21 protein-coding genes are annotated in these 18,957 nt (G+C 53.1%); 2 read left to right on the top strand and 19 right to left on the bottom strand.

Annotated elements, in window-relative coordinates:
- Positions 1-78 precede the first annotated feature (78 nt).
- Genes OGY15_RS03305 through OGY15_RS03315 form a run of 3 tightly spaced genes read right to left on the bottom strand, consistent with a single transcriptional unit; the run spans position 79 to position 2,384 of the window.
- Complete coding sequence (locus tag OGY15_RS03305) at positions 79-1,191, bottom strand: M20 family metallopeptidase (RefSeq protein ID WP_286538260.1); 1,113 nt, start codon at positions 1,189-1,191, stop codon at positions 79-81.
- A gap of 12 nt (positions 1,192-1,203) precedes the next feature.
- Positions 1,204-1,668, bottom strand: a complete 465-nt coding sequence (locus OGY15_RS03310; protein WP_151218217.1) for a YjiG family protein — start codon at positions 1,666-1,668, stop codon at positions 1,204-1,206.
- The gene (locus OGY15_RS03315; RefSeq protein WP_151218218.1) at positions 1,665-2,384 is read right to left on the bottom strand and encodes a nucleoside recognition domain-containing protein; all 720 of its coding nucleotides are present in this window, start codon (positions 2,382-2,384) and stop codon (positions 1,665-1,667) included. Before OGY15_RS03315 ends, OGY15_RS03310 begins: the two co-directional genes overlap by 4 nt.
- A 520-nt stretch (positions 2,385-2,904) precedes the next feature.
- Between OGY15_RS03315 and mutS the strand changes: the two genes are divergently transcribed.
- Positions 2,905-5,472: a DNA mismatch repair protein MutS gene (mutS, locus tag OGY15_RS03320; RefSeq protein ID WP_278238622.1), complete on the top strand. Its 2,568-nt coding sequence runs from the start codon at positions 2,905-2,907 to the stop codon at positions 5,470-5,472.
- Positions 5,473-5,581: 109 nt separating this feature from the next.
- Here mutS and OGY15_RS03325 read toward each other — a convergent pair whose 3' ends face one another.
- From OGY15_RS03325 to OGY15_RS03340, 4 genes are all read right to left on the bottom strand, one after another.
- On the bottom strand, positions 5,582-5,734 hold the full coding sequence (locus OGY15_RS03325) for a Hok/Gef family protein (RefSeq protein WP_003034202.1): 153 nt from the start codon (positions 5,732-5,734) through the stop codon (positions 5,582-5,584).
- Positions 5,735-5,975: 241 nt separating this feature from the next.
- Positions 5,976-6,212, bottom strand: coding sequence for a non-oxidative hydroxyarylic acid decarboxylases subunit D (locus OGY15_RS03330; protein ID WP_151218219.1), 237 nt, complete (start codon positions 6,210-6,212; stop codon positions 5,976-5,978).
- A gap of 10 nt (positions 6,213-6,222) precedes the next feature.
- Positions 6,223-7,650: a non-oxidative hydroxyarylic acid decarboxylases subunit C gene (locus OGY15_RS03335; protein ID WP_187258912.1), complete on the bottom strand. Its 1,428-nt coding sequence runs from the start codon at positions 7,648-7,650 to the stop codon at positions 6,223-6,225.
- Entirely contained in the window at positions 7,650-8,243 is a 594-nt protein-coding gene (locus tag OGY15_RS03340) for a non-oxidative hydroxyarylic acid decarboxylases subunit B (protein ID WP_151224256.1), read from the bottom strand. Before OGY15_RS03340 ends, OGY15_RS03335 begins: the two co-directional genes overlap by 1 nt.
- A 157-nt stretch (positions 8,244-8,400) precedes the next feature.
- Between OGY15_RS03340 and OGY15_RS03345 the strand changes: the two genes are divergently transcribed.
- Positions 8,401-8,805 (top strand): MarR family winged helix-turn-helix transcriptional regulator, encoded by a 405-nt coding sequence (locus OGY15_RS03345; protein WP_151224257.1) that lies wholly within the window; start codon positions 8,401-8,403, stop codon positions 8,803-8,805.
- Positions 8,806-8,902: 97 nt separating this feature from the next.
- On the opposite strand, the gene rpoS is transcribed toward OGY15_RS03345, so the two are convergent.
- The 12 genes from rpoS to cysD form a co-directional block, all read right to left on the bottom strand.
- On the bottom strand, positions 8,903-9,895 hold the full coding sequence (gene rpoS, locus OGY15_RS03350; RefSeq protein WP_000081498.1) for an RNA polymerase sigma factor RpoS: 993 nt from the start codon (positions 9,893-9,895) through the stop codon (positions 8,903-8,905).
- A gap of 62 nt (positions 9,896-9,957) precedes the next feature.
- On the bottom strand, positions 9,958-11,085 hold the full coding sequence (gene nlpD / locus OGY15_RS03355; protein ID WP_151218223.1) for a murein hydrolase activator NlpD: 1,128 nt from the start codon (positions 11,083-11,085) through the stop codon (positions 9,958-9,960).
- Positions 11,086-11,205: 120 nt separating this feature from the next.
- Positions 11,206-11,832, bottom strand: a complete 627-nt coding sequence (locus OGY15_RS03360) for a protein-L-isoaspartate(D-aspartate) O-methyltransferase (protein WP_151218224.1) — start codon at positions 11,830-11,832, stop codon at positions 11,206-11,208.
- Entirely contained in the window at positions 11,826-12,587 is a 762-nt protein-coding gene (surE, locus tag OGY15_RS03365) for a 5'/3'-nucleotidase SurE (protein ID WP_151218225.1), read from the bottom strand. Before surE ends, OGY15_RS03360 begins: the two co-directional genes overlap by 7 nt.
- Positions 12,568-13,617, bottom strand: a complete 1,050-nt coding sequence (gene truD / locus OGY15_RS03370) for a tRNA pseudouridine(13) synthase TruD (RefSeq protein ID WP_151224259.1) — start codon at positions 13,615-13,617, stop codon at positions 12,568-12,570. The genes surE and truD overlap by 20 nt, the downstream gene beginning before the upstream one ends.
- Positions 13,614-14,093 carry a 2-C-methyl-D-erythritol 2,4-cyclodiphosphate synthase gene (ispF, locus tag OGY15_RS03375; RefSeq protein ID WP_151224260.1) on the bottom strand — a complete coding sequence of 160 codons (480 nt, stop codon included), beginning with the start codon at positions 14,091-14,093 and terminating at the stop codon, positions 13,614-13,616. Before ispF ends, truD begins: the two co-directional genes overlap by 4 nt.
- A gap of 66 nt (positions 14,094-14,159) precedes the next feature.
- The gene (gene ispD, locus OGY15_RS03380; RefSeq protein WP_151218227.1) at positions 14,160-14,855 is read right to left on the bottom strand and encodes a 2-C-methyl-D-erythritol 4-phosphate cytidylyltransferase; all 696 of its coding nucleotides are present in this window, start codon (positions 14,853-14,855) and stop codon (positions 14,160-14,162) included.
- Positions 14,856-14,873: 18 nt separating this feature from the next.
- Positions 14,874-15,185, bottom strand: coding sequence for a cell division protein FtsB (gene ftsB, locus OGY15_RS03385; RefSeq protein WP_151218228.1), 312 nt, complete (start codon positions 15,183-15,185; stop codon positions 14,874-14,876).
- A gap of 214 nt (positions 15,186-15,399) precedes the next feature.
- The gene (locus OGY15_RS03390) at positions 15,400-15,723 is read right to left on the bottom strand and encodes a DUF3561 family protein (RefSeq protein WP_151218229.1); all 324 of its coding nucleotides are present in this window, start codon (positions 15,721-15,723) and stop codon (positions 15,400-15,402) included.
- A gap of 47 nt (positions 15,724-15,770) precedes the next feature.
- A complete protein-coding gene (gene cysC / locus OGY15_RS03395) occupies positions 15,771-16,376 on the bottom strand; it encodes an adenylyl-sulfate kinase (protein WP_187253121.1) in 606 nt (201 codons plus the stop codon).
- The gene (gene cysN / locus OGY15_RS03400; protein WP_286538275.1) at positions 16,376-17,803 is read right to left on the bottom strand and encodes a sulfate adenylyltransferase subunit CysN; all 1,428 of its coding nucleotides are present in this window, start codon (positions 17,801-17,803) and stop codon (positions 16,376-16,378) included. Before cysN ends, cysC begins: the two co-directional genes overlap by 1 nt.
- A gap of 9 nt (positions 17,804-17,812) precedes the next feature.
- Complete coding sequence (cysD, locus tag OGY15_RS03405) at positions 17,813-18,721, bottom strand: sulfate adenylyltransferase subunit CysD (protein ID WP_151218231.1); 909 nt, start codon at positions 18,719-18,721, stop codon at positions 17,813-17,815.
- Positions 18,722-18,957: the final 236 nt, after the last annotated feature.

An 18,957-nucleotide genomic window follows, 5' to 3' on the forward strand; every position in this document is an offset into this window, starting at 1 on the left:
AATACTTTATAATATGTCAGCTAATTTTTTATTTTGATATGAATATAGCCTCCGGTCAGAGGCTATATTATCAGCAGATTACAACATCGTGATGATACGTTTTAATAAACGAATTCGCTGTTCGATGGAGGCGATATTCAGCCATTCATCAACACCGTGAAAACCCGCGCCGACTGGTCCCAAACCATCCAGCGTCGGGATCCCCAGTGACGCAGTGAGATTAGCATCGCTACCGCCGCCAACGGCCTGCCATGTCACGGCGATCCCTTCTTCCTGTCCGGCTCGTTCAACCAGCGCCATCAGCTGTTGCGTCTCCTCGTTCGCAGCCATCGCAGGCTTATGGCTGACCCGGGTAAGCGTAGTGGTCACGCCCTCAAGAAAACCTTGCTGGCAGAGCGACAGTAAAGCCTGATGGACACGATCATATTCTTCATTGTCCCAAAAGCGCACGTCCAACTCTGCGCGGAGTTTCGCTGCCACCACATTCGCCGCACTGCCACCCTGCACCACCCCCACATTTAGCGTGGTGCCACGCGTCATGTCGGTCAATGCATTAATCGCCAGTACGCTATTAGCAAAAGCGGTAATGGCAGAACGTCCTTTCTCCGGCTCATTGCCGGCATGAGACGCCACACCGTCAAACGTCAGTTGATAGCCTCCCACACCTTTACGCGCTTTCACCAAAGAGCCATCTGCCCGGGCAGCCTCACAGACCAGCACGCAACGTGCGCGTTTCGCCAACGCAGCAATCCACTCGCTGGAGTGAACGCTGCCGGTCTCTTCATCCGGGTTCATTGCTACCGCAATAGATAAACGCGCCAGATGCTCCGCGGGTAACGAGCGCATAGCCCAGAGAATATTTAGCAGGCCGCTTTTCATGTCAGAAACGCCGGGGCCGTAAAGACGGTGTTCATCGCGGCTCATCGGGCGTTCAGCCACCGTTCCTGCCGGAAAAACGGTATCCAGATGACCGACCAGCAGCACATCGTATTGTGTTGCATGAGGCTTATTAGTTACCAGCAACGCCGGGCCGACCTCACTCCCCAAATCCACAAGCTCCGTTTGCCAGCCTTCCTGCTGCCAGAGATCACGCATCACCGCGGCGATATGGGCTACGCCTGCGACCGTTTGCGTTCCGCAGTCAACGTTGACCAGCGTTTGCAGTTCATTAATGTATTTTTCCAAATCCATGGTCATTCCTTATCAGAGAATAATGCGCATCAGCAGCATCGCTAAAAAAGCGTTCAGAACGGAGATAATTATCATCAGGGGAATACGTTTAGCGCTGGTGCCAATAACGCCGAGAATGCGGCCCAAATACTGTACCTGCGACCCCATCAGATAGATTGCCGGTGCCAGAATAGCCAGATGTTCGCCGGTCAGAATGCCTTTATCAAACAGACCAATCGCTACCCCAATCCCACCGCCCATCGACATCCAGCCGCCAATCAATACCGCTGCGGCTTCGCCGGGAAGACCAAAAAGACCCATTAGCGGTGCGAACACCATACCAAGCCCTTTCAGCGCGCCGGTAATCTCCAGCGCTTTGATGATGATAAACGCCATCACCACGTTTGGCAGAGTGCTGGTTGTCGCAATATTCCAGCCTTTACGGGCCCCTTCGACAAAAACATCAGTAATAACCGGATTAGAAGTTGGTGCGCTCATGATGCTTCTCCTGGAGCAGTTGACTGGGTTTTCTTACTGGTAAAAGTCAGGATCAGACGCATTACATTGGCGCCAACAATTTTCATAATGAACATCACAGCCACGCACGCGCCAATAGACGCTGGCACGGCTGGAGTACCGTCCACCGCCATCAGCGTGAACAGAATGGCACCGGAGGAAAAGAAGTTGGTGATCATTGCCCCAGCAGAGAACTGGAACATGGCGAAAATATCTTTTTCGTTTTGCGTAATTTCGCCTTCGTCGGCCAGATTTCGCGTTAACGATGCGCCAACGTCAGTGCTCTGCAGGCTGCCGATCAGCGCCAGGCCGGTATTTCCGGGGATTCCCATCAGAGGACGCAGCAGAGGAGTTAATAAACGACGTGCCGCACGCAAAGCGCCATAGTGTTCAAGCACGTTGATCATGCCAAGGGCAAACATGACAGCAGGAATTAATCCCAGTGCAAAGAGAAAACCATCCATGGCACCGTGACCGCCGGTACCACGAAACGCACTGGTCGTTGTCGTCAGCGTATCCCCCTCGAGACTCGCTTTACTGACGACTTTACCGAAAGCACCGTTCAGGGTGGTGAAATCAAATACGCCATACCATTCTTTGCCGCCGAGTAGTCCGGAGAAAAATACTGCAGCGAATGCCAGAGCAAAATAAGCTCCCGGCCCTACCTTATTATCCTGAGAGGGTAAACTCATATCCATTTCCTTATTGATGTAGAGAATCACCGCATCATTTTGGATACGCAAGGAATAAATAAAGTGATTTAAATCATTTCTGTGGCGTGTACATTCCAGAAATTTTAAAAAATGTGACGTATTAGAGTTTGCCCTTTAAATAAAACCATCTCGTTAATATTTAAATTAATCATTAGTTATGTAATGAATAGTAAACATGCAACTGGGAGGGTGAGCCACCTTAAATTAAATAAATAAAAAGATTTACAGATATAATAAATTATGCCGCTGTAAAACTTTCTTACAACTCCACTCCTTCCCACAAATACCAGGCGTATTTAATGTCATTTTTTGTAGCGGCAAAACCTACGGGTGAATCTCAGTCGTTGTCGGTGATAAGATAGACTATTCTGGCCGAGCCAAAGCTCGTCGTTACTGCCCGTCAGGCGGCTTTCGAATGACAAATTTGTGGGTTTATGCAAGTTTCCAGGGGCTTGCATGAGACTACCCAGGTACCCAAAAAGATTAAAAAAAGAGCAAAGAAGATATGAAAGAGTCACTTGATAAGGACTTCTCTAACCACACGCCGATGATGCAGCAGTATCTCAAGCTGAAGGCTCAGCATCCGGAAATACTGCTGTTTTACCGCATGGGCGACTTTTACGAACTGTTTTATGACGACGCTAAACGCGCGTCTCAGCTGCTAGATATCTCCCTGACCAAACGCGGCGCATCTGCGGGCGAGCCAATCCCGATGGCGGGCATTCCTCACCATGCGGTAGAAAACTACCTCGCCAAACTGGTCAATCAGGGTGAATCTGTCGCTATTTGTGAGCAGATTGGCGATCCGGCAACCAGTAAAGGTCCGGTGGAGCGCAAAGTGGTACGCATTGTCACGCCGGGTACCATCAGTGATGAAGCGCTGTTGCAGGAACGTCAGGACAACCTGTTGGCCGCCATCTGGCAGGACAGTAAAGGTTACGGTTACGCTACGCTGGATATCAGCTCAGGGCGTTTTCGCGTCAGTGAACCCGCCGACCGCGAAACCATGGCCGCAGAGCTTCAGCGCACCAACCCTGCTGAATTGCTGTATGCCGAGGATTTCGCTGAAACTTCGCTGATTGAGGGGCGTCGCGGGCTGCGTCGTCGCCCGCTGTGGGAATTTGAAATTGATACCGCCCGCCAGCAGTTAAACCTACAGTTTGGCACGCGAGATCTGATTGGTTTTGGCGTGGAAAATGCCCCACGCGGATTATGCGCCGCCGGATGTCTGCTGCAATACGTAAAAGATACTCAACGTACCTCGCTGCCACATATTCGTTCCATCACCATGGAACGTCAGCAAGACAGCATCATCATGGATGCCGCCACGCGCCGTAATCTGGAGATCACGCAGAACCTGGCAGGTGGCTTTGATAACACGCTGGCGTCAGTACTCGACTGCACCGTGACGCCGATGGGCAGCCGTATGCTCAAGCGCTGGCTGCATATGCCTGTGCGCGACACTAAAATCCTCACCGAGCGCCAACAAACCATCGGCGCGCTGCAGGATACCACCAGCGAATTGCAACCCGTGCTGCGACAGGTGGGCGACCTGGAGCGTATCCTGGCGCGTCTGGCCTTACGTACCGCGCGTCCGCGCGATCTGGCCCGCATGCGTCATGCCTTCCAGCAATTACCGGAACTGCGTGCACAACTGGAAAGCGTAGACAGTGCCCCCGTGCAAATGCTGCGCGATAAAATGGGCGAATTTACCGAACTGCGTGAACTGCTTGAACGCGCCGTCGTCGAAGCGCCACCCGTGCTGGTTCGCGACGGTGGCGTCATTGCCACGGGTTACAATGAAGAGCTGGACGAGTGGCGAGCGCTGGCCGATGGCGCAACCGACTACCTCGACAGACTGGAAATCCGCGAACGCGAACGCACCGGCCTGGATACGCTTAAGGTCGGGTTCAATGCCGTACACGGCTACTACATTCAGATCAGCCGTGGACAGAGTCATCTGGCTCCGATTAACTACGTGCGTCGCCAGACGTTGAAAAACGCCGAACGCTACATTATTCCGGAACTGAAAGAGTACGAAGACAAAGTTCTGACGTCAAAAGGCAAAGCGCTGGCGCTGGAAAAACAGCTGTATGACGAGCTGTTCGACATGCTGCTCCCGCACCTGGCGGATTTGCAGCAAAGCGCCAGCGCGCTGGCGGAGCTGGACGTACTGGTCAACCTGGCGGAACGTGCTTATACGCTGAATTACACCTGTCCGACCTTCACCGATAAACCCGGCATTCGTATTACCGAGGGGCGTCATCCGGTGGTCGAGCAGGTGCTGACCGAGCCGTTTATCGCCAACCCGCTTAACCTCTCGCCTCAGCGACGGATGCTGATCATCACCGGTCCGAATATGGGGGGTAAAAGTACCTATATGCGCCAGACCGCGTTGATTGCGCTGTTGGCCTACATCGGCAGCTACGTTCCGGCGCAGAAAGTGGAAATAGGCCCGATCGATCGGATCTTTACCCGCGTGGGCGCGGCGGATGATCTGGCGTCCGGTCGTTCTACCTTTATGGTAGAAATGACCGAAACTGCCAACATTCTGCATAACGCCACCGAGAACAGCCTGGTGCTGATGGATGAGATTGGCCGTGGAACCTCCACCTACGACGGCCTGTCGCTGGCATGGGCGTGCGCGGAAAACCTCGCTAATAAAATCAAAGCATTAACCTTGTTTGCGACCCACTACTTCGAACTGACTCAGTTACCGGAGAAGATGGAAGGCGTCGCTAATGTGCATCTGGATGCGTTAGAGCACGGCGATACCATCGCCTTCATGCACAGCGTTCAGGATGGTGCGGCGAGCAAGAGCTATGGTCTGGCAGTAGCTGCCCTTGCAGGGGTGCCGAAAGAGGTTATTAAACGCGCGCGGCAAAAACTGCGCGAACTGGAAAGCATTGCGCCAAACGTTGCTGCGACCCAGGTCGATGGTACGCAGATGTCGCTGCTTTCAGTGCCTGAAGAAACCTCCCCCGCCGTTGAAGCGCTGGAAAATCTCGACCCGGATTCACTAACGCCGCGCCAGGCGCTGGAGTGGATCTATCGGTTGAAGAGCCTGGTGTAAAAATGCAGTGCCCGACGGCGCTTTGCTTATCGGGCATTGGGCTACACGGGAATGGCTGCGAGAGGACAGTACCGGACCATCAAGACGCGGGGTTTCCCCCGCGTTGTAGCTACTTCTTCGGTTCGTAAGCGAGAACAGCTTTAAACTCCATACCACGTTCTTTAATACTTAACTCGCACAACGAATCTCGCACCATTAACGTGAATCCCAGCGCCGTAAAACACAGCACTACAATTGCCACAAGGGCATATTTTGTCAGCATGTCTTGCCTCCCTGCAAAGAAGAGACTAACATCCAAATTGTTCAGGTTTGTACGCTAGCCTCAGGTTGATAGAACTATCTCCTGGGGCTTTTGTCTTTCCGGGACCTTGCCAATGCTCAAAGCTCAGAAAGCCTCAAGCACCCGCCGCTATTCTATTCCCGATGCCGCTGTAACAAATTAATTTATCAATACGTTACGAGTCTGCGCGCAAAAAAAGACCCGGAATCCCGGGCCTTCAGTATTAGCGCTTACCTTCCGCCAGCAGCGGTGGAATACTCGGCACCATTGGTGCGTCATCGATATCTTTTTGCGTCATCCGAAACGCCTCCGGGTAGTGCTCGCGGCTGGTGCGGCGAAGCGGTTCGGTATTACGCCAGGTGTACAGACAATGCTGGCACTGATATACCGTCCAGACATCTTTCACCGGCGAGTTCGCCATCACTTCAATATGTTCATCGGCACAACGGGGACAAATCATCTGCAACTCCTTATTTACGGTTAGCCAGCATGGCGGTCAGCTTTTCAGCCCAGGCTTTCGTTTCCGGTAAATCACATACCGGCTGGCTGTAGTGCCCACGGTTATCCGGCGCAACCGGCGTGGTGGCATCTATGATTAACTTGTCGGTAATCCCCGCCGGACTGGAGCCCGGATCAAGTTCCAGCACCGACATATTCGGCAACTGCACCAGATCCCCCGCCGGATTAACTTTCGAAGACAGCGCCCACATCACCTGCGGCAGATTGAACGGATCAACATCCTCATCAACCATAATCACCATTTTCACGTAACCCAGACCATGCGGCGTGGTCATTGCCCGCAGCCCGACTGCACGGGCAAAGCCACCGTAGCGTTTTTTGGTGGAGATAATCGCCAGCAAACCGTGGGTGTACATGGCGTTCACCGCCTGTACTTCCGGGAATTCAGCTTTCAGCTGTTGATAAAGCGGTACGCAGGTTGCTGGCCCCATCAGATAGTCGATTTCCGTCCACGGCATCCCGAGATACAGCGATTCAAAAATCGGTTTACTGCGATAAGAGACTTTATCGATACGCACCACGGTCATGTTACGACCACCAGAATAGTGGCCGGTAAACTCACCAAAAGGACCTTCGATTTCACGTTTACGGCTTTCAATGACCCCTTCGAGGATCACTTCTGAACCCCATGGCACGTCAAAGCCAGTGAGCGGTGCGGTGGCGATCGGATACGGGCTTTCGCGCAGCGCCCCCGCCATTTCGTATTCCGACTGATCGTACTTCAGCGGCGTAGCCCCCATCAGGGTAATAATCGGATCGTTACCCAGCGTGATGGCAATCGGCAGATCTTCACCACGCTCTTCAGCTTTATGCAGATGCAACGCAATATCGTGCATCGGCACCGGTTGCAAGCCAAGTTTGCGTTTCCCTTTCACTTCCATACGATAAATGCCGACGTTCTGCTTTCCGAAGTTATCCGGATCCAGCGGATCGCGCGACACCACGCAGGCTTTATCGAGATAGAATCCCCCATCGCCATCATTCAGGCGAAACAGCGGCAGAATATCAAACAGGTTGATCTCCTCACCATCAACACTGTTTTCAGCCCAAGCCGGATTGGCACGACGCTCCGGCGTAACCGGAAATTTATCCCAACGACGGATAAACTCATCAATTTGTTTTTTCACCGGCGTATTGGGCGGCAGGCCTAATGAAATGGCATGATTCTGCCACGAGCCGATGGTATTCATCGCCACGCGGGCGTCAGTAAAACCACGAATATTGTCAAACCACAGCGCTGGCGCACCGTCGCCAATACGCCCGGTCGCGTTAGCCGCCGCAGCCAGATCCGGCTCAGCGTTGACCTCTTCACTGATTTTCAGCAATTGTCCCTGGTCGTCCAGCGCCTGTAAAAAGCTGCGCAAGTCATCAAATGCCATTATTCATTCTCCTGTGCAAAATTCTGCGCCTGTCGTAATCCCTGCCAGCGACGGGCGTTGGGGTGTTCCAGACCAAACTGATCGAGCACGCGAGCCACAATGTGCTGCGTGATGTCATCAACCGTTTGCGGGTGGTTATAAAACGCAGGCATCGGCGGGACCATCGCGACGCCCATGCGCGAAAGCGCGAGCATATTTTCCAGATGAATAGTGCTAAGCGGCATTTCACGCGGAACCAGTACCAGCTGGCGCCCTTCTTTCAGCACCACATCAGCGGCGCGCCCCACCAGTCCTTCCGCATAGCCAGCACGAATACCGGCAAGGGTTTTCATACTGCAGGGGATAATGATCATGCCGTCAGTACGAAACGATCCGGAGGAGATGGTCGCCGCCTGGTCCGCCGGGTTGTGGCAATAATCGGCTAACGCTGACACATCACGGACGCTGTATGGTGTTTCCAGTTCAATGGTGGTTTTGGCCCACTTTGACAGCACCAGATGGGTTTCTACCCCCGGCATTGCCCGCAGCGCCTGCAGTAGCGACACACCAAGCGGTGCGCCGGTCGCCCCGGTCATTCCTACAATCAGTCTCATTTCGCCCTCAATTTTGTTCGTGTACGAACATTTTATTAAAATACTCCCTCGATGCATTCCGGACAAGAGCACCTCGCACAGATTGCTAAAGCAGCAATGGTTAAACTATGACGCGTTACCCGTTAAGATAGAGACTGACAGATATTCCGGAGCTCTCATGCCGTTAAGAAACACAGCCTTCCACCTTTTACGTCAGCTTTTTCAGCAGCATACGGCTCGCTGGCAACATGAATTACCGGATCTGACCAAACCGCAGTATGCGGTGATGCGCGCCATTGCCGAACAGCCCGGAATTGAACAGGTTACCCTGACCGAGGCAGCAGTCTGTACCAAGGCGACGCTTGCGGAAATGCTGAGCCGAATGGAAAAACGCGATCTGGTCAGGCGTGAGCACGACCCGGCAGATAAGCGTCGGCGGTTTGTTTATTTGACCGCGCAAGGAGAAGCGTTACTGGCCAGCGCAACCCCACTGGGAAATGACGTAGATGATGAGTTTTTGGGGCGGTTATCTGATGAAGAGCGTGAGCAGTTCACACGTCTGGTGCGTAAGATGATGGGGTAATTTATCGGATTGCGGCTATTCCTTACCCGGCCTGGACACATCGTCAAAGAAAAAGGCCAGTCCCAATGAGACTGGCCTTTCTTGATAGAACTAGTGCTTACTCGCGGAACAGCGCTTCGATATTCAGCCCCTGAGTCTGCAGAATTTCACGCAGACGACGCAGACCTTCAACCTGAATCTGGCGGACACGTTCACGAGTGAGGCCAATTTCACGGCCCACATCTTCCAGTGTCGCAGCTTCGTACCCCAGCAGACCAAAGCGACGTGCCAGCACCTCACGCTGTTTGGCGTTCAGTTCGAACAGCCATTTGACGATGCTCTGTTTCATATCATCGTCTTGCGTGGTGTCTTCCGGACCGTTTTCCTTTTCGTCGGCCAGAATATCCAGCAACGCTTTTTCGGAATCGCCACCCAGCGGGGTGTCTACCGAGGTAATACGCTCGTTGAGTCGGAGCATACGGCTGACGTCATCAACCGGTTTGTCCAGTTGTTCAGCAATCTCTTCTGCGCTCGGTTCGTGGTCCAGTTTATGCGACAACTCACGCGCGGTACGCAGATAGACGTTCAGCTCTTTTACAATGTGAATGGGCAGTCGGATCGTACGGGTTTGGTTCATAATTGCCCGTTCGATCGTCTGGCGGATCCACCAGGTTGCGTATGTTGAGAAGCGGAACCCGCGTTCCGGGTCAAACTTCTCGACTGCACGGATAAGCCCCAGATTGCCCTCTTCAATCAGGTCCAGCAATGCCAGACCACGATTGCCATAACGACGAGCAATCTTCACCACCAGACGCAGGTTACTTTCAATCATGCGACGGCGAGATGCGACATCTCCACGCAGTGCGCGACGCGCAAAATAAACTTCTTCTTCGGCTGTTAACAGTGGTGAATAACCAATCTCACCAAGGTAAAGCTGAGTCGCGTCCAACACACGCTGTGTGGCCCCCTGCGATAACAGCTCTTCTTCAGCCAGGTCGTTATCACTGGGTTCCTCTTCACTCAAGGCTTTTTCATCAAAAGCCTCTACTCCGTTCTCATCAAATTCCGCATCTTCATTTAAATCATGAACTTTCAGCGTATTCTGACTCATAAAGGTGGCTCCTACCCGTGATCCCTAACGGAACTAGCACGTGAAAGCCTGGTTCCGCCGAATTATCGCTGCGGTAAATAGCGCAGCGGGTTTACGGATTTCCCCTTGTAACGAATTTCAAAATGCAAGCGTGTTGAACTGGTTCCGGTACTACCCATGGTAGCTATTTTCTGCCCCGCCTTGATTTCTTGTTGTTCCCGGACCAGCATTGTATCGTTATGGGCGTAGGCACTCAGGTAATCATCGTTATGTTTGATGATAATAAGATTACCGTAACCACGCAGCGCGTTACCGGCATAGACGACGCGTCCATCTGCGGTCGCGACAATAGCCTGTCCTTTGCTGCCTGCAATGTCGATTCCTTTATTGCCACCTTCGGTAGCCGCAAAGTTTTCGATCACTTTGCCGTCAGTCGGCCAGCGCCAGGTAGAGATTGGCGAACTGGTTGACGTTGAGCTTGCAGTTGATTCGGTTGCGCTAACTGCCGGAGCCGTTACAGGCGCTGTGACTACAGTCCCAGCAGGCTTGTTGTTCGGCAACATTTTATTAGCACTTTGTTCACCTGAATCCTCAGAATACGTAATTGTTGGTTTCGAAGCAACAGCAACGGTGGAATTTTGTGCAGGGTTGGTCACAACTCCTTGCTGTGCTGCATCCGCCTGGGTGATGGCATTACCACCAGTAATCGGTGCGCCAGACGCGTTGCCCACTTGCAGAGTTTGACCGACATTCAGGCCATACGGGGCCGGAACGTTATTGCGTTGTGCGAGGTCACGGAAATCGTTCCCGGTGATCCAGGCAATATAGAAAAGGGTATCGCCTTTCTTAACAGTATAAGTACTGCCGCCCGTGTAGCTACCTTTCGGAATATTCCCATACTTACGATTGTATACAATACGACCGTTTTCCATCTGTACAGGTTGCTCTGCTACAGGCTGAATTTGTGTTGGCTGTGTGGTTGGCCGCTGCACCGGCTGGATCTGTGGCGTCTGCTGTACCGTCGACGTCGAGCCCATTTTTGGTGGAGGCGTAATCAGCATGCCGGAGCTGGTATTCGTTGATGCAGCGCCGTTAACCGAGCTGACCGGTGCTGGTGGATTCGAGGTATTTGAACAACCTGCCAGCCATAATGAAACCAGTGACAATGCCGCAATACGGCTAACGGTAAATTTGTGGCTTCCCGCGCTCATTTATCCCCCAGGAAAAAAATTGGTTAAAACCCATGACGTAATCACCGTGCAAGGCATCGTCACAATACGCTTACCTGTTCCAGAATATCCAGGAAAACTCCAGGTATTCACAGCCGATATCTACGCAAGCTCCCCTTTTACTAAGGGAACGAAACGTACGGCCTCCACGGTATCGATAATAAATTCGCCTCCCCGACGACGCACCCGTTTCAAAAACTGGTGCTCATCGCCCACGGGTAAGACGAGAATGCCGCCCTCATCCAACTGCATCATCAATGCGGTTGGGATCTCAGGCGGCGCAGCCGTTACAATGATAGCGTCAAACGGGGCTCGCGCCTGCCAGCCTTGCCATCCATCACCATGACGGGTCGAAACATTATGTAAATCAAGCTGCTTCAGGCGACGACGCGCCTGCCACTGCAAACTTTTAATGCGTTCAACGGAACACACATGATGCACCAGATGCGCCAGAATCGCCGTCTGGTAGCCAGAGCCAGTTCCAATTTCCAGCACCCGAGACTGCGGCGTTAACTCCAGCAGTTCGGTCATCCGCGCTACCATATAAGGCTGCGAAATCGTCTGCCCCTGACCAATCGGCAGGGCAATATTGTCCCAGGCCTTATGTTCAAACGCCTCATCAATGAATTTTTCACGCGGCACGGCGGCGAGCGCATCGAGAACAAGCTCATCTCTGATGCCCTGCGCACGTAATTGTTCAAGAAGAGTGTGTACGCGTCTGCTTACCATTGCGTGTCGACTCCCACGCTGTCTAACCAGTCAGAAACCACTTCATGTGCGCCGTATGCGGTTAAATCGACATGCAGCGGCGTGATGGAAACATAGCCTTCATCGACCGCGGCAAAATCCGTATCCGGCCCGGCGTCGCATTTTTCGCCCGGTGGCCCGATCCAGTACAGCGTATTGCCGCGCGGGTCCTGCTGTGGAATAACCAGATCCGCCGGATGACGACTGCCGCAGCGGGTGACGCGGATCCCTTTAATCTCATCCAGCGGTAAATCCGGCACGTTGATATTTAAAATGCGTCCGGTGCGCAGCGGTTCACGACTCAGCGCCCGTAAGATACGGCAGGTGACCGCCGCAGCGGTATCGTAGTGTTTATGACCATCAAGTGAAACAGCCAGCGCAGGGAACCCGAGGTGACGACCTTCCATCGCCGCCGCAACGGTACCGGAATAGATGACATCATCACCCAGATTTGGACCCGCGTTAATACCAGAAACGACAATGTCCGGACGCGGACGCATTAATGCGTTCACACCCAGATAGACGCAGTCGGTAGGCGTACCCATTTGTACGGCAATATCGCCGTTATCATAGGTAAACGTGCGAAGTGAGGACTCCAGCGTCAGCGAGTTAGACGCGCCACTGCGGTTACGATCCGGGGCAACCACTTGTACATCAGCAAACTCACGCAGCGCTTTCGCCAGCGTTTGTATACCGGGTGCGTGGACCCCATCATCGTTACTCAGCAATATACGCATAATCACCCATTGTGTTAATAAGTTCCCTTACAACACTGGTGGCGAAGCTACCTGCCGGTAGCCAGAAACGTAACTCAACGGTTACGTCATCCCACCAGTTCCAGCTTAATTGTTGTGGATACAGCAACATAGCGCGACGCGACGCGTCGACTTTCTCGCGCAATAACAGAGACTGCAGCGCGGTTTCATCAGCAACAGCGGCTTCTTCAAACGCCAGTGCGTCGCGTTGAGTTCCCCACTCACCGCAGCCCGGCAATGCCGCTGTTATCATCAATTCTTTCTCATCGACGCGACGCTGTAATTCAGTTTGTTCTTCCTGTGTGGCGACAAACCAGCTTCCGCGCCCCGATAATTGTAGCGCATCGCCGTCAACAACTTGATTAAAGTCTGTTTTTTTCAGGCGTTCACTGGCTATCTGATTAAACAACGCGCTACGGGCCGCCGACAACCAAAAACTGCGTTTATTGCGATCGCGCACCGGCGCATCGCTTTGCGCCCAGCGCAACGCTCCTTGCAGGTTGCTGCCGCCGATACCAAAACGTTGAGTGCCAAAATAGTTCGGTACGCCGCGCTCGCTAATCGCCTGCAAACGCGCTTCAACATCATTTCGCTCACTCACCTCACGCAGCACCAGCGTAAATTCGTTGCCTTTCAGCGCCCCTAAACGCAGCTTACGCTTGTGGCGCGCGTACTCCAGCACTTTACAACCTTCAAGCTCAAATTTGCTTAAATCAGGCATCGCATTGCCCGGCACGCGCGCGCACAGCCACTGTTCCGTGACCGCATGCTTATCTTTCTGCCCGGCAAAGCTGACTTCACGAGCGTGAATTTTCAGGAACTTCGCCAATGCGTCAGCGACAAAACGGGTGTTACAGCCGTTTTTCAGGATACGCACCAAAACATGCTCGCCTTCGCCATCCGGTTCAAAGCCTAAATCTTCGACGACGACAAAGTCTTCCGGGTTTGCTTTCAGGACGCCATGGCCCAGTGGTTTGCCATGGAGATACGTCAGATCTTCAAACGCAGTCATTTCGTTGCCTTAATGAGTAACGCCACCGCTTCGCAGGCAATCCCTTCCCCACGCCCGGTAAAACCGAGTTTTTCCGTGGTGGTCGCTTTCACGTTAACATCTTCCATATGGCAGCCGAGGTCTTCGGCAATAAACACACGCATTTGCGGAATGTGAGGCAGCATCTTCGGCGCCTGAGCAATAATCGTCACATCCACATTACCAAGCGTATAGCCTTTGGCCTGAATACGCCGCCAGGCTTCACGCAATAATTCACGACTATCTGCACCTTTAAAGGCCGGGTCGGTATCCGGGAAGAGTTTACCGATATCCCCCAGCGCGGCCGCGCCAAGCAGAGCATCGGTTAGCGCATGTAACGCCACATCGCCATCAGAATGCGCCAGCAATCCTTTTTCATACGGAATGCGCACACCACCAATGATAATTGGGCCAACGCCGCCAAAAGCGTGTACGTCGAAACCGTGTCCAATTCGCATTATGTCTTCTCCTGGTATACACATCATCCTTCAAGCTGCCTCGTTGCAGCGTGAAGGATAAAGTGTCTAGATAGTTCGGGTCAGATAAAATTCCGCCAGCGCCAGGTCTTCCGGGCGGGTGACTTTGATGTTGTCAGCACGTCCTTCAACCAGCTGTGGATGAAAGCCGCAATATTCCAGCGCCGAGGCTTCGTCCGTAATGGTTGCGCCTTCATTGAGCGCACGCGTCAGGCAGTCGTGCAACAGCTCGCGTGGGAAAAACTGCGGCGTCAACGCATGCCATAAATCGTTGCGATCGACCGTATGCGCTATGTCTGTTCGCCCCGGCTCCGCGCGCTTCATTGTGTCGCGTACCGGTGCGGCAAGGATCCCACCGGTACGGCTGGACTCGCTGATTGCCAGCAAACGGGCCAGATCATCCTGGTGCAGACACGGACGCGCGGCATCATGCACCAGCACCCAACGGGCCCCCCCTGCGGCTTGCAAACCGGCAAGGACAGAATCGGCACGCTCGTTGCCGCCATCCACCACGGTAATTTGCGGGTGCGCAGCAAGTGGAAGTTGGGCAAAGCGGCTGTCGCCTGGGCTGATAGCGATGACGACTCGCGTCACCCGGGGATGCGCCAGCAGCGCATCAACCGAGTGTTCGAGAATGGTTTTATTGCCTATAGAGAGGTACTGCTTAGGACACTCTGTTTGCATTCGGCGGCCAAACCCGGCAGCCGGCACCACGGCGCAAACGTCCAATAAAGTGGCTGCCATGTTAAATCCCTGGACGGTTTATCGATTGTTTTGCCCTACAGTCTGAGCGCGTTTAGACGCGTCAGGCACCAGACGATAAAAGGTTTCGCCCGGCTTAGTCATACTAAGTTCGTTGCGCGCACGCTCCTCAATAGCCTCTTGTCCGCCATTGAGATCGTCAATTTCGGCAAAAAGCTGATCGTTACGCGCTTTAAGTTTCGCGTTTGTAGCTTGCTGCGCAGCAACATCATCGTTGACGCGACTATAGTCATGTATGCCGTTCTTACCGAACCACAGCGAATACTGCAGCCAGACTAATAAAGCCAGCAACAGCAGCGTTAGTTTACCCATCCTGCCCCCTGAAAAACGGCATTAACATCCCATAATTTCCGCAGACAACTTTACATCAACGGTCGGGAATGCCGCGACAACGCGGGCAAATGTACCACATTTGCCCATTGTTACGTATACCCCGTGTAAGGAGAACATAATCTCATTGTTGGTTACGGTTTGAATTATGACCAGAGAGTGAACAACGTGGCGATTGTTAAAAAAGGGCGTTTACCTAACCCAGCAACCATAGAAATAGTGCGCCAAACATCGCCCCAACCACCAACAGGGTGCAGATAATGCTCAGCAGCAACCGTCCCTTCAATAGCGAGTGCAAAGCAATACCCGCGACAATCGCCACGGGCAGCAATGCGAGGAAAAAGGGCCAGGTATAAATGAAGAAAAACAGTGTATTAGGGCCATACATCAGACACGGGAATCCCAGCGCCAACAACCACGCGATAAAACCGACCACGGCCCCCGGTAGTGACCAGGTGGTTTCGTCGTCGGCGGCGAAGGTATCCGACTCTGTAATAGTAATGTTATGGCTGTTACGCATATCTAATCCTGTGACCGTGACTGACCGGGCATGTGAGCTCGGGTGTCTCAGGATCTGATAATATCTTCCTGCCTCAGCAGGTCTAATAATTGGGGTACCAAATTTGTTACCAATTGTTCACCATTAAGATGAATCTCTGGCGATTCAGGCGCTTCGTATACTGAATCAATTCCGGTGAAATTGCGCAACTCACCCGCCCGCGCTTTTTTATACAGCCCTTTTGGATCGCGTGCTTCACACGTTGCTAATGGCGTATCGACAAAAACCTCAATAAAACGCCCTTCGCCAACCCGCTCGCGGACCATTTTGCGCTCGGCGCGATGCGGCGAGATAAAGGCGGTCAACACCACAAGACCCGCATCCACCATCAGGTTAGCCACTTCACCAACCCGACGAATATTCTCCTTACGATCGGCATCACTAAATCCAAGATCGCTGCACAGACCGTGACGCACGTTATCGCCATCCAAAAGATAAGTACTCACCCCCAGCTTATGCAACGCTTCTTCCAGCGCCCCTGCTACCGTGGATTTACCGGAACCTGACAGCCCGGTAAACCACAGCACAACACCACGATGACCGTGGCGTTGTTCCCGCTGTTGCGGTGTAACAGGATGGGCATGCCAGACGACGTTTTCGTCATGCAGCGCCATTATTGTCCTCCCAGCAGATCGCGCGCGTCCCAGTGTGGGAAGTGGCGACGCACCAGCGCATTAAACTCCAGCTCAAACGCGCTGAACTGAGAAGCCGCCGCGTGCTCCTGAATGATTGGCTCACGTACTAACCCCGCGCCAACGGTAACGTTGGTCAGGCGGTCAATAATAATCAGCCCGCCCGTTACCGGGTTCTGTTGATAGGTATCCAGCACCAGCGGCTCATCAAAGGTGAGATTAACCAGACCGATGCCGTTTAGCGGTAGCGCTTCAACGTCACGTTGGGTAAGGTTATTAATATCGACCTGGTACTGCACGCTATCAACGCGTGCGCGGGTCTTCTTGCCTGCAACTTTGATGTCGTAACTCTGTCCAGGCGACAGTGGTTGTTCCGCCATCCAAACCACATCAATGGCAGCGCTTTGTACCGCCGGCAAAGCCTCGCCGGCATCAAGCAGCAGATCGCCCCGGCTGATGTCGATCTCATCTTTCAATACCAGGGTTATCGCTTCTCCCGCATGCGCTTCCTGCAAGTCGCCATCAAACGTGACGATCCGCGCTACGCTGGACTCAACGCCGGACGGCAGCACTTTGACGCGCTGCCCGACCTTCACGCTACCGGAGGCCAGCGTTCCGGCATAACCACGAAAATCCAGATTCGGTCGGTTCACATACTGCACCGGGAAACGCATCGGTTGCGTATCAACACTACGTTGAATCTCAACGGTTTCAAGCACTTCCAGCAGCGTCGGACCGCTGTACCACAGCATGCTGTCGCTTTGCGAAGCCACGTTGTCGCCTTCCAGCGCAGAGAGCGGCACAAACCGGATATCCAGGTTGCCCGGCAACTGTTCAGCAAAAGTAAGATAATCTTCGCGAATGCGGTTAAATGTCTCTTCGCTAAAGCCCACCAGATCCATTTTGTTGATCGCCACCACCAGATGTTTGATCCCAAGTAGCGTGGAGATAAAGCTATGACGACGAGTCTGATCCAGCACGCCTTTACGCGCATCGATCAGCAGGATCGCCAGGTCGCAGGTCGACGCACCGGTGGCCATGTTACGGGTGTACTGCTCATGACCCGGGGTATCCGCAATGATAAATTTACGCTTCTCGGTAGAGAAATAACGGTAAGCCACGTCGATGGTGATGCCCTGCTCACGCTCGGCCTGTAAGCCGTCAACCAATAACGCCAGATCGAGCTTTTCGCCCTGGGTGCCGTGACGTTTGCTGTCGTTGTGCAGCGATGAAAGCTGATCTTCGTAAATCTGACGCGTGTCATGCAGCAGGCGACCAATCAGGGTACTTTTCCCGTCATCCACGCTACCGCAGGTTAAAAAACGCAGCAGACTTTTATGTTGCTGGGCGACCATCCAGGCTTCAACGCCGCCTTCATTAGCAATTTGTTGTGCAAGTGTCGTATTCATGGCGGCTCCTTAGAAATACCCCTGACGTTTCTTCAGCTCCATGGAGCCCGCCTGGTCGCGGTCAATCACGCGGCCCTGACGTTCACTGGTGGTTGAGACCAGCATCTCTTCGATAATTTCCGGCAGCGTCTGCGCATGCGACTCCACCGCCCCCGTCAGCGGCCAGCAGCCGAGCGTGCGAAAACGTACCATGCGTTTTTTAATCACTTCCCCAGGTTGCAGATCGATTCTGTCGTCATCAATCATCATCAACATGCCGTCGCGTTCCAGCACCGGACGCTCCGCCGCCAGGTACAGCGGTACGATGTCGATGTTTTCCAGCCAGATGTACTGCCAGATATCCTGTTCGGTCCAGTTGGAGAGCGGGAATACGCGAATACTTTCACCTTTATTAATTTGTCCGTTGTAGTTGTGCCACAGTTCCGGACGCTGGTTTTTCGGGTCCCAGCGATGAAAACGATCGCGGAAAGAATAGATGCGTTCTTTAGCGCGCGATTTCTCTTCGTCACGGCGAGCGCCACCGAACGCGGCGTCAAAACCGTATTTGTTCAGCGCCTGCTTCAACCCCTCGGTTTTCATAATGTCGGTATGTTTGGCGCTACCGTGGACAAACGGGTTGATGCCCATCGCCACCCCTTCCGGGTTTTTATGCACCAGCAGTTCGCAGCCATAGGCTTTCGCCGTACGGTCACGAAATTCGTACATCTCGCTGAATTTCCAGCCGGTATCAACGTGCAGCAAAGGAAACGGCAGCGTGCCAGGATAAAACGCTTTACGCGCCAGATGCAGCATTACGCTGGAATCTTTGCCGATGGAATACATCATCACCGGATTAGAAAACTCGGCGGCCACCTCACGAATGATATGGATGCTTTCCGCTTCCAGTTGCCGCAGGTGGGTAAGTCGTTTTTGATCCATAACCGTTCCTATGTAATGCCGTTATTTTGCTAACGATGCTCAGATAACCTGACTATAGGGAGGGCAAGAGGGCGAATGAAATTACGAATTGGAATGAGTAGTTCCTCAAAGGAATAACGATCCGGAAAAGCAAATATCAAAAAGTGCTTAAGCTACCGGATTTCGGGCATTTAGGAGCAAATGAAATTGTTTTACCTCGATCACAGTTTCATACTAGCGGCTGAAAATTTCTGCTT

This window comes from Citrobacter sp. Cu231, from assembly GCF_030332265.1.
Classification (GTDB): domain Bacteria; phylum Pseudomonadota; class Gammaproteobacteria; order Enterobacterales; family Enterobacteriaceae; genus Citrobacter; species Citrobacter meridianamericanus.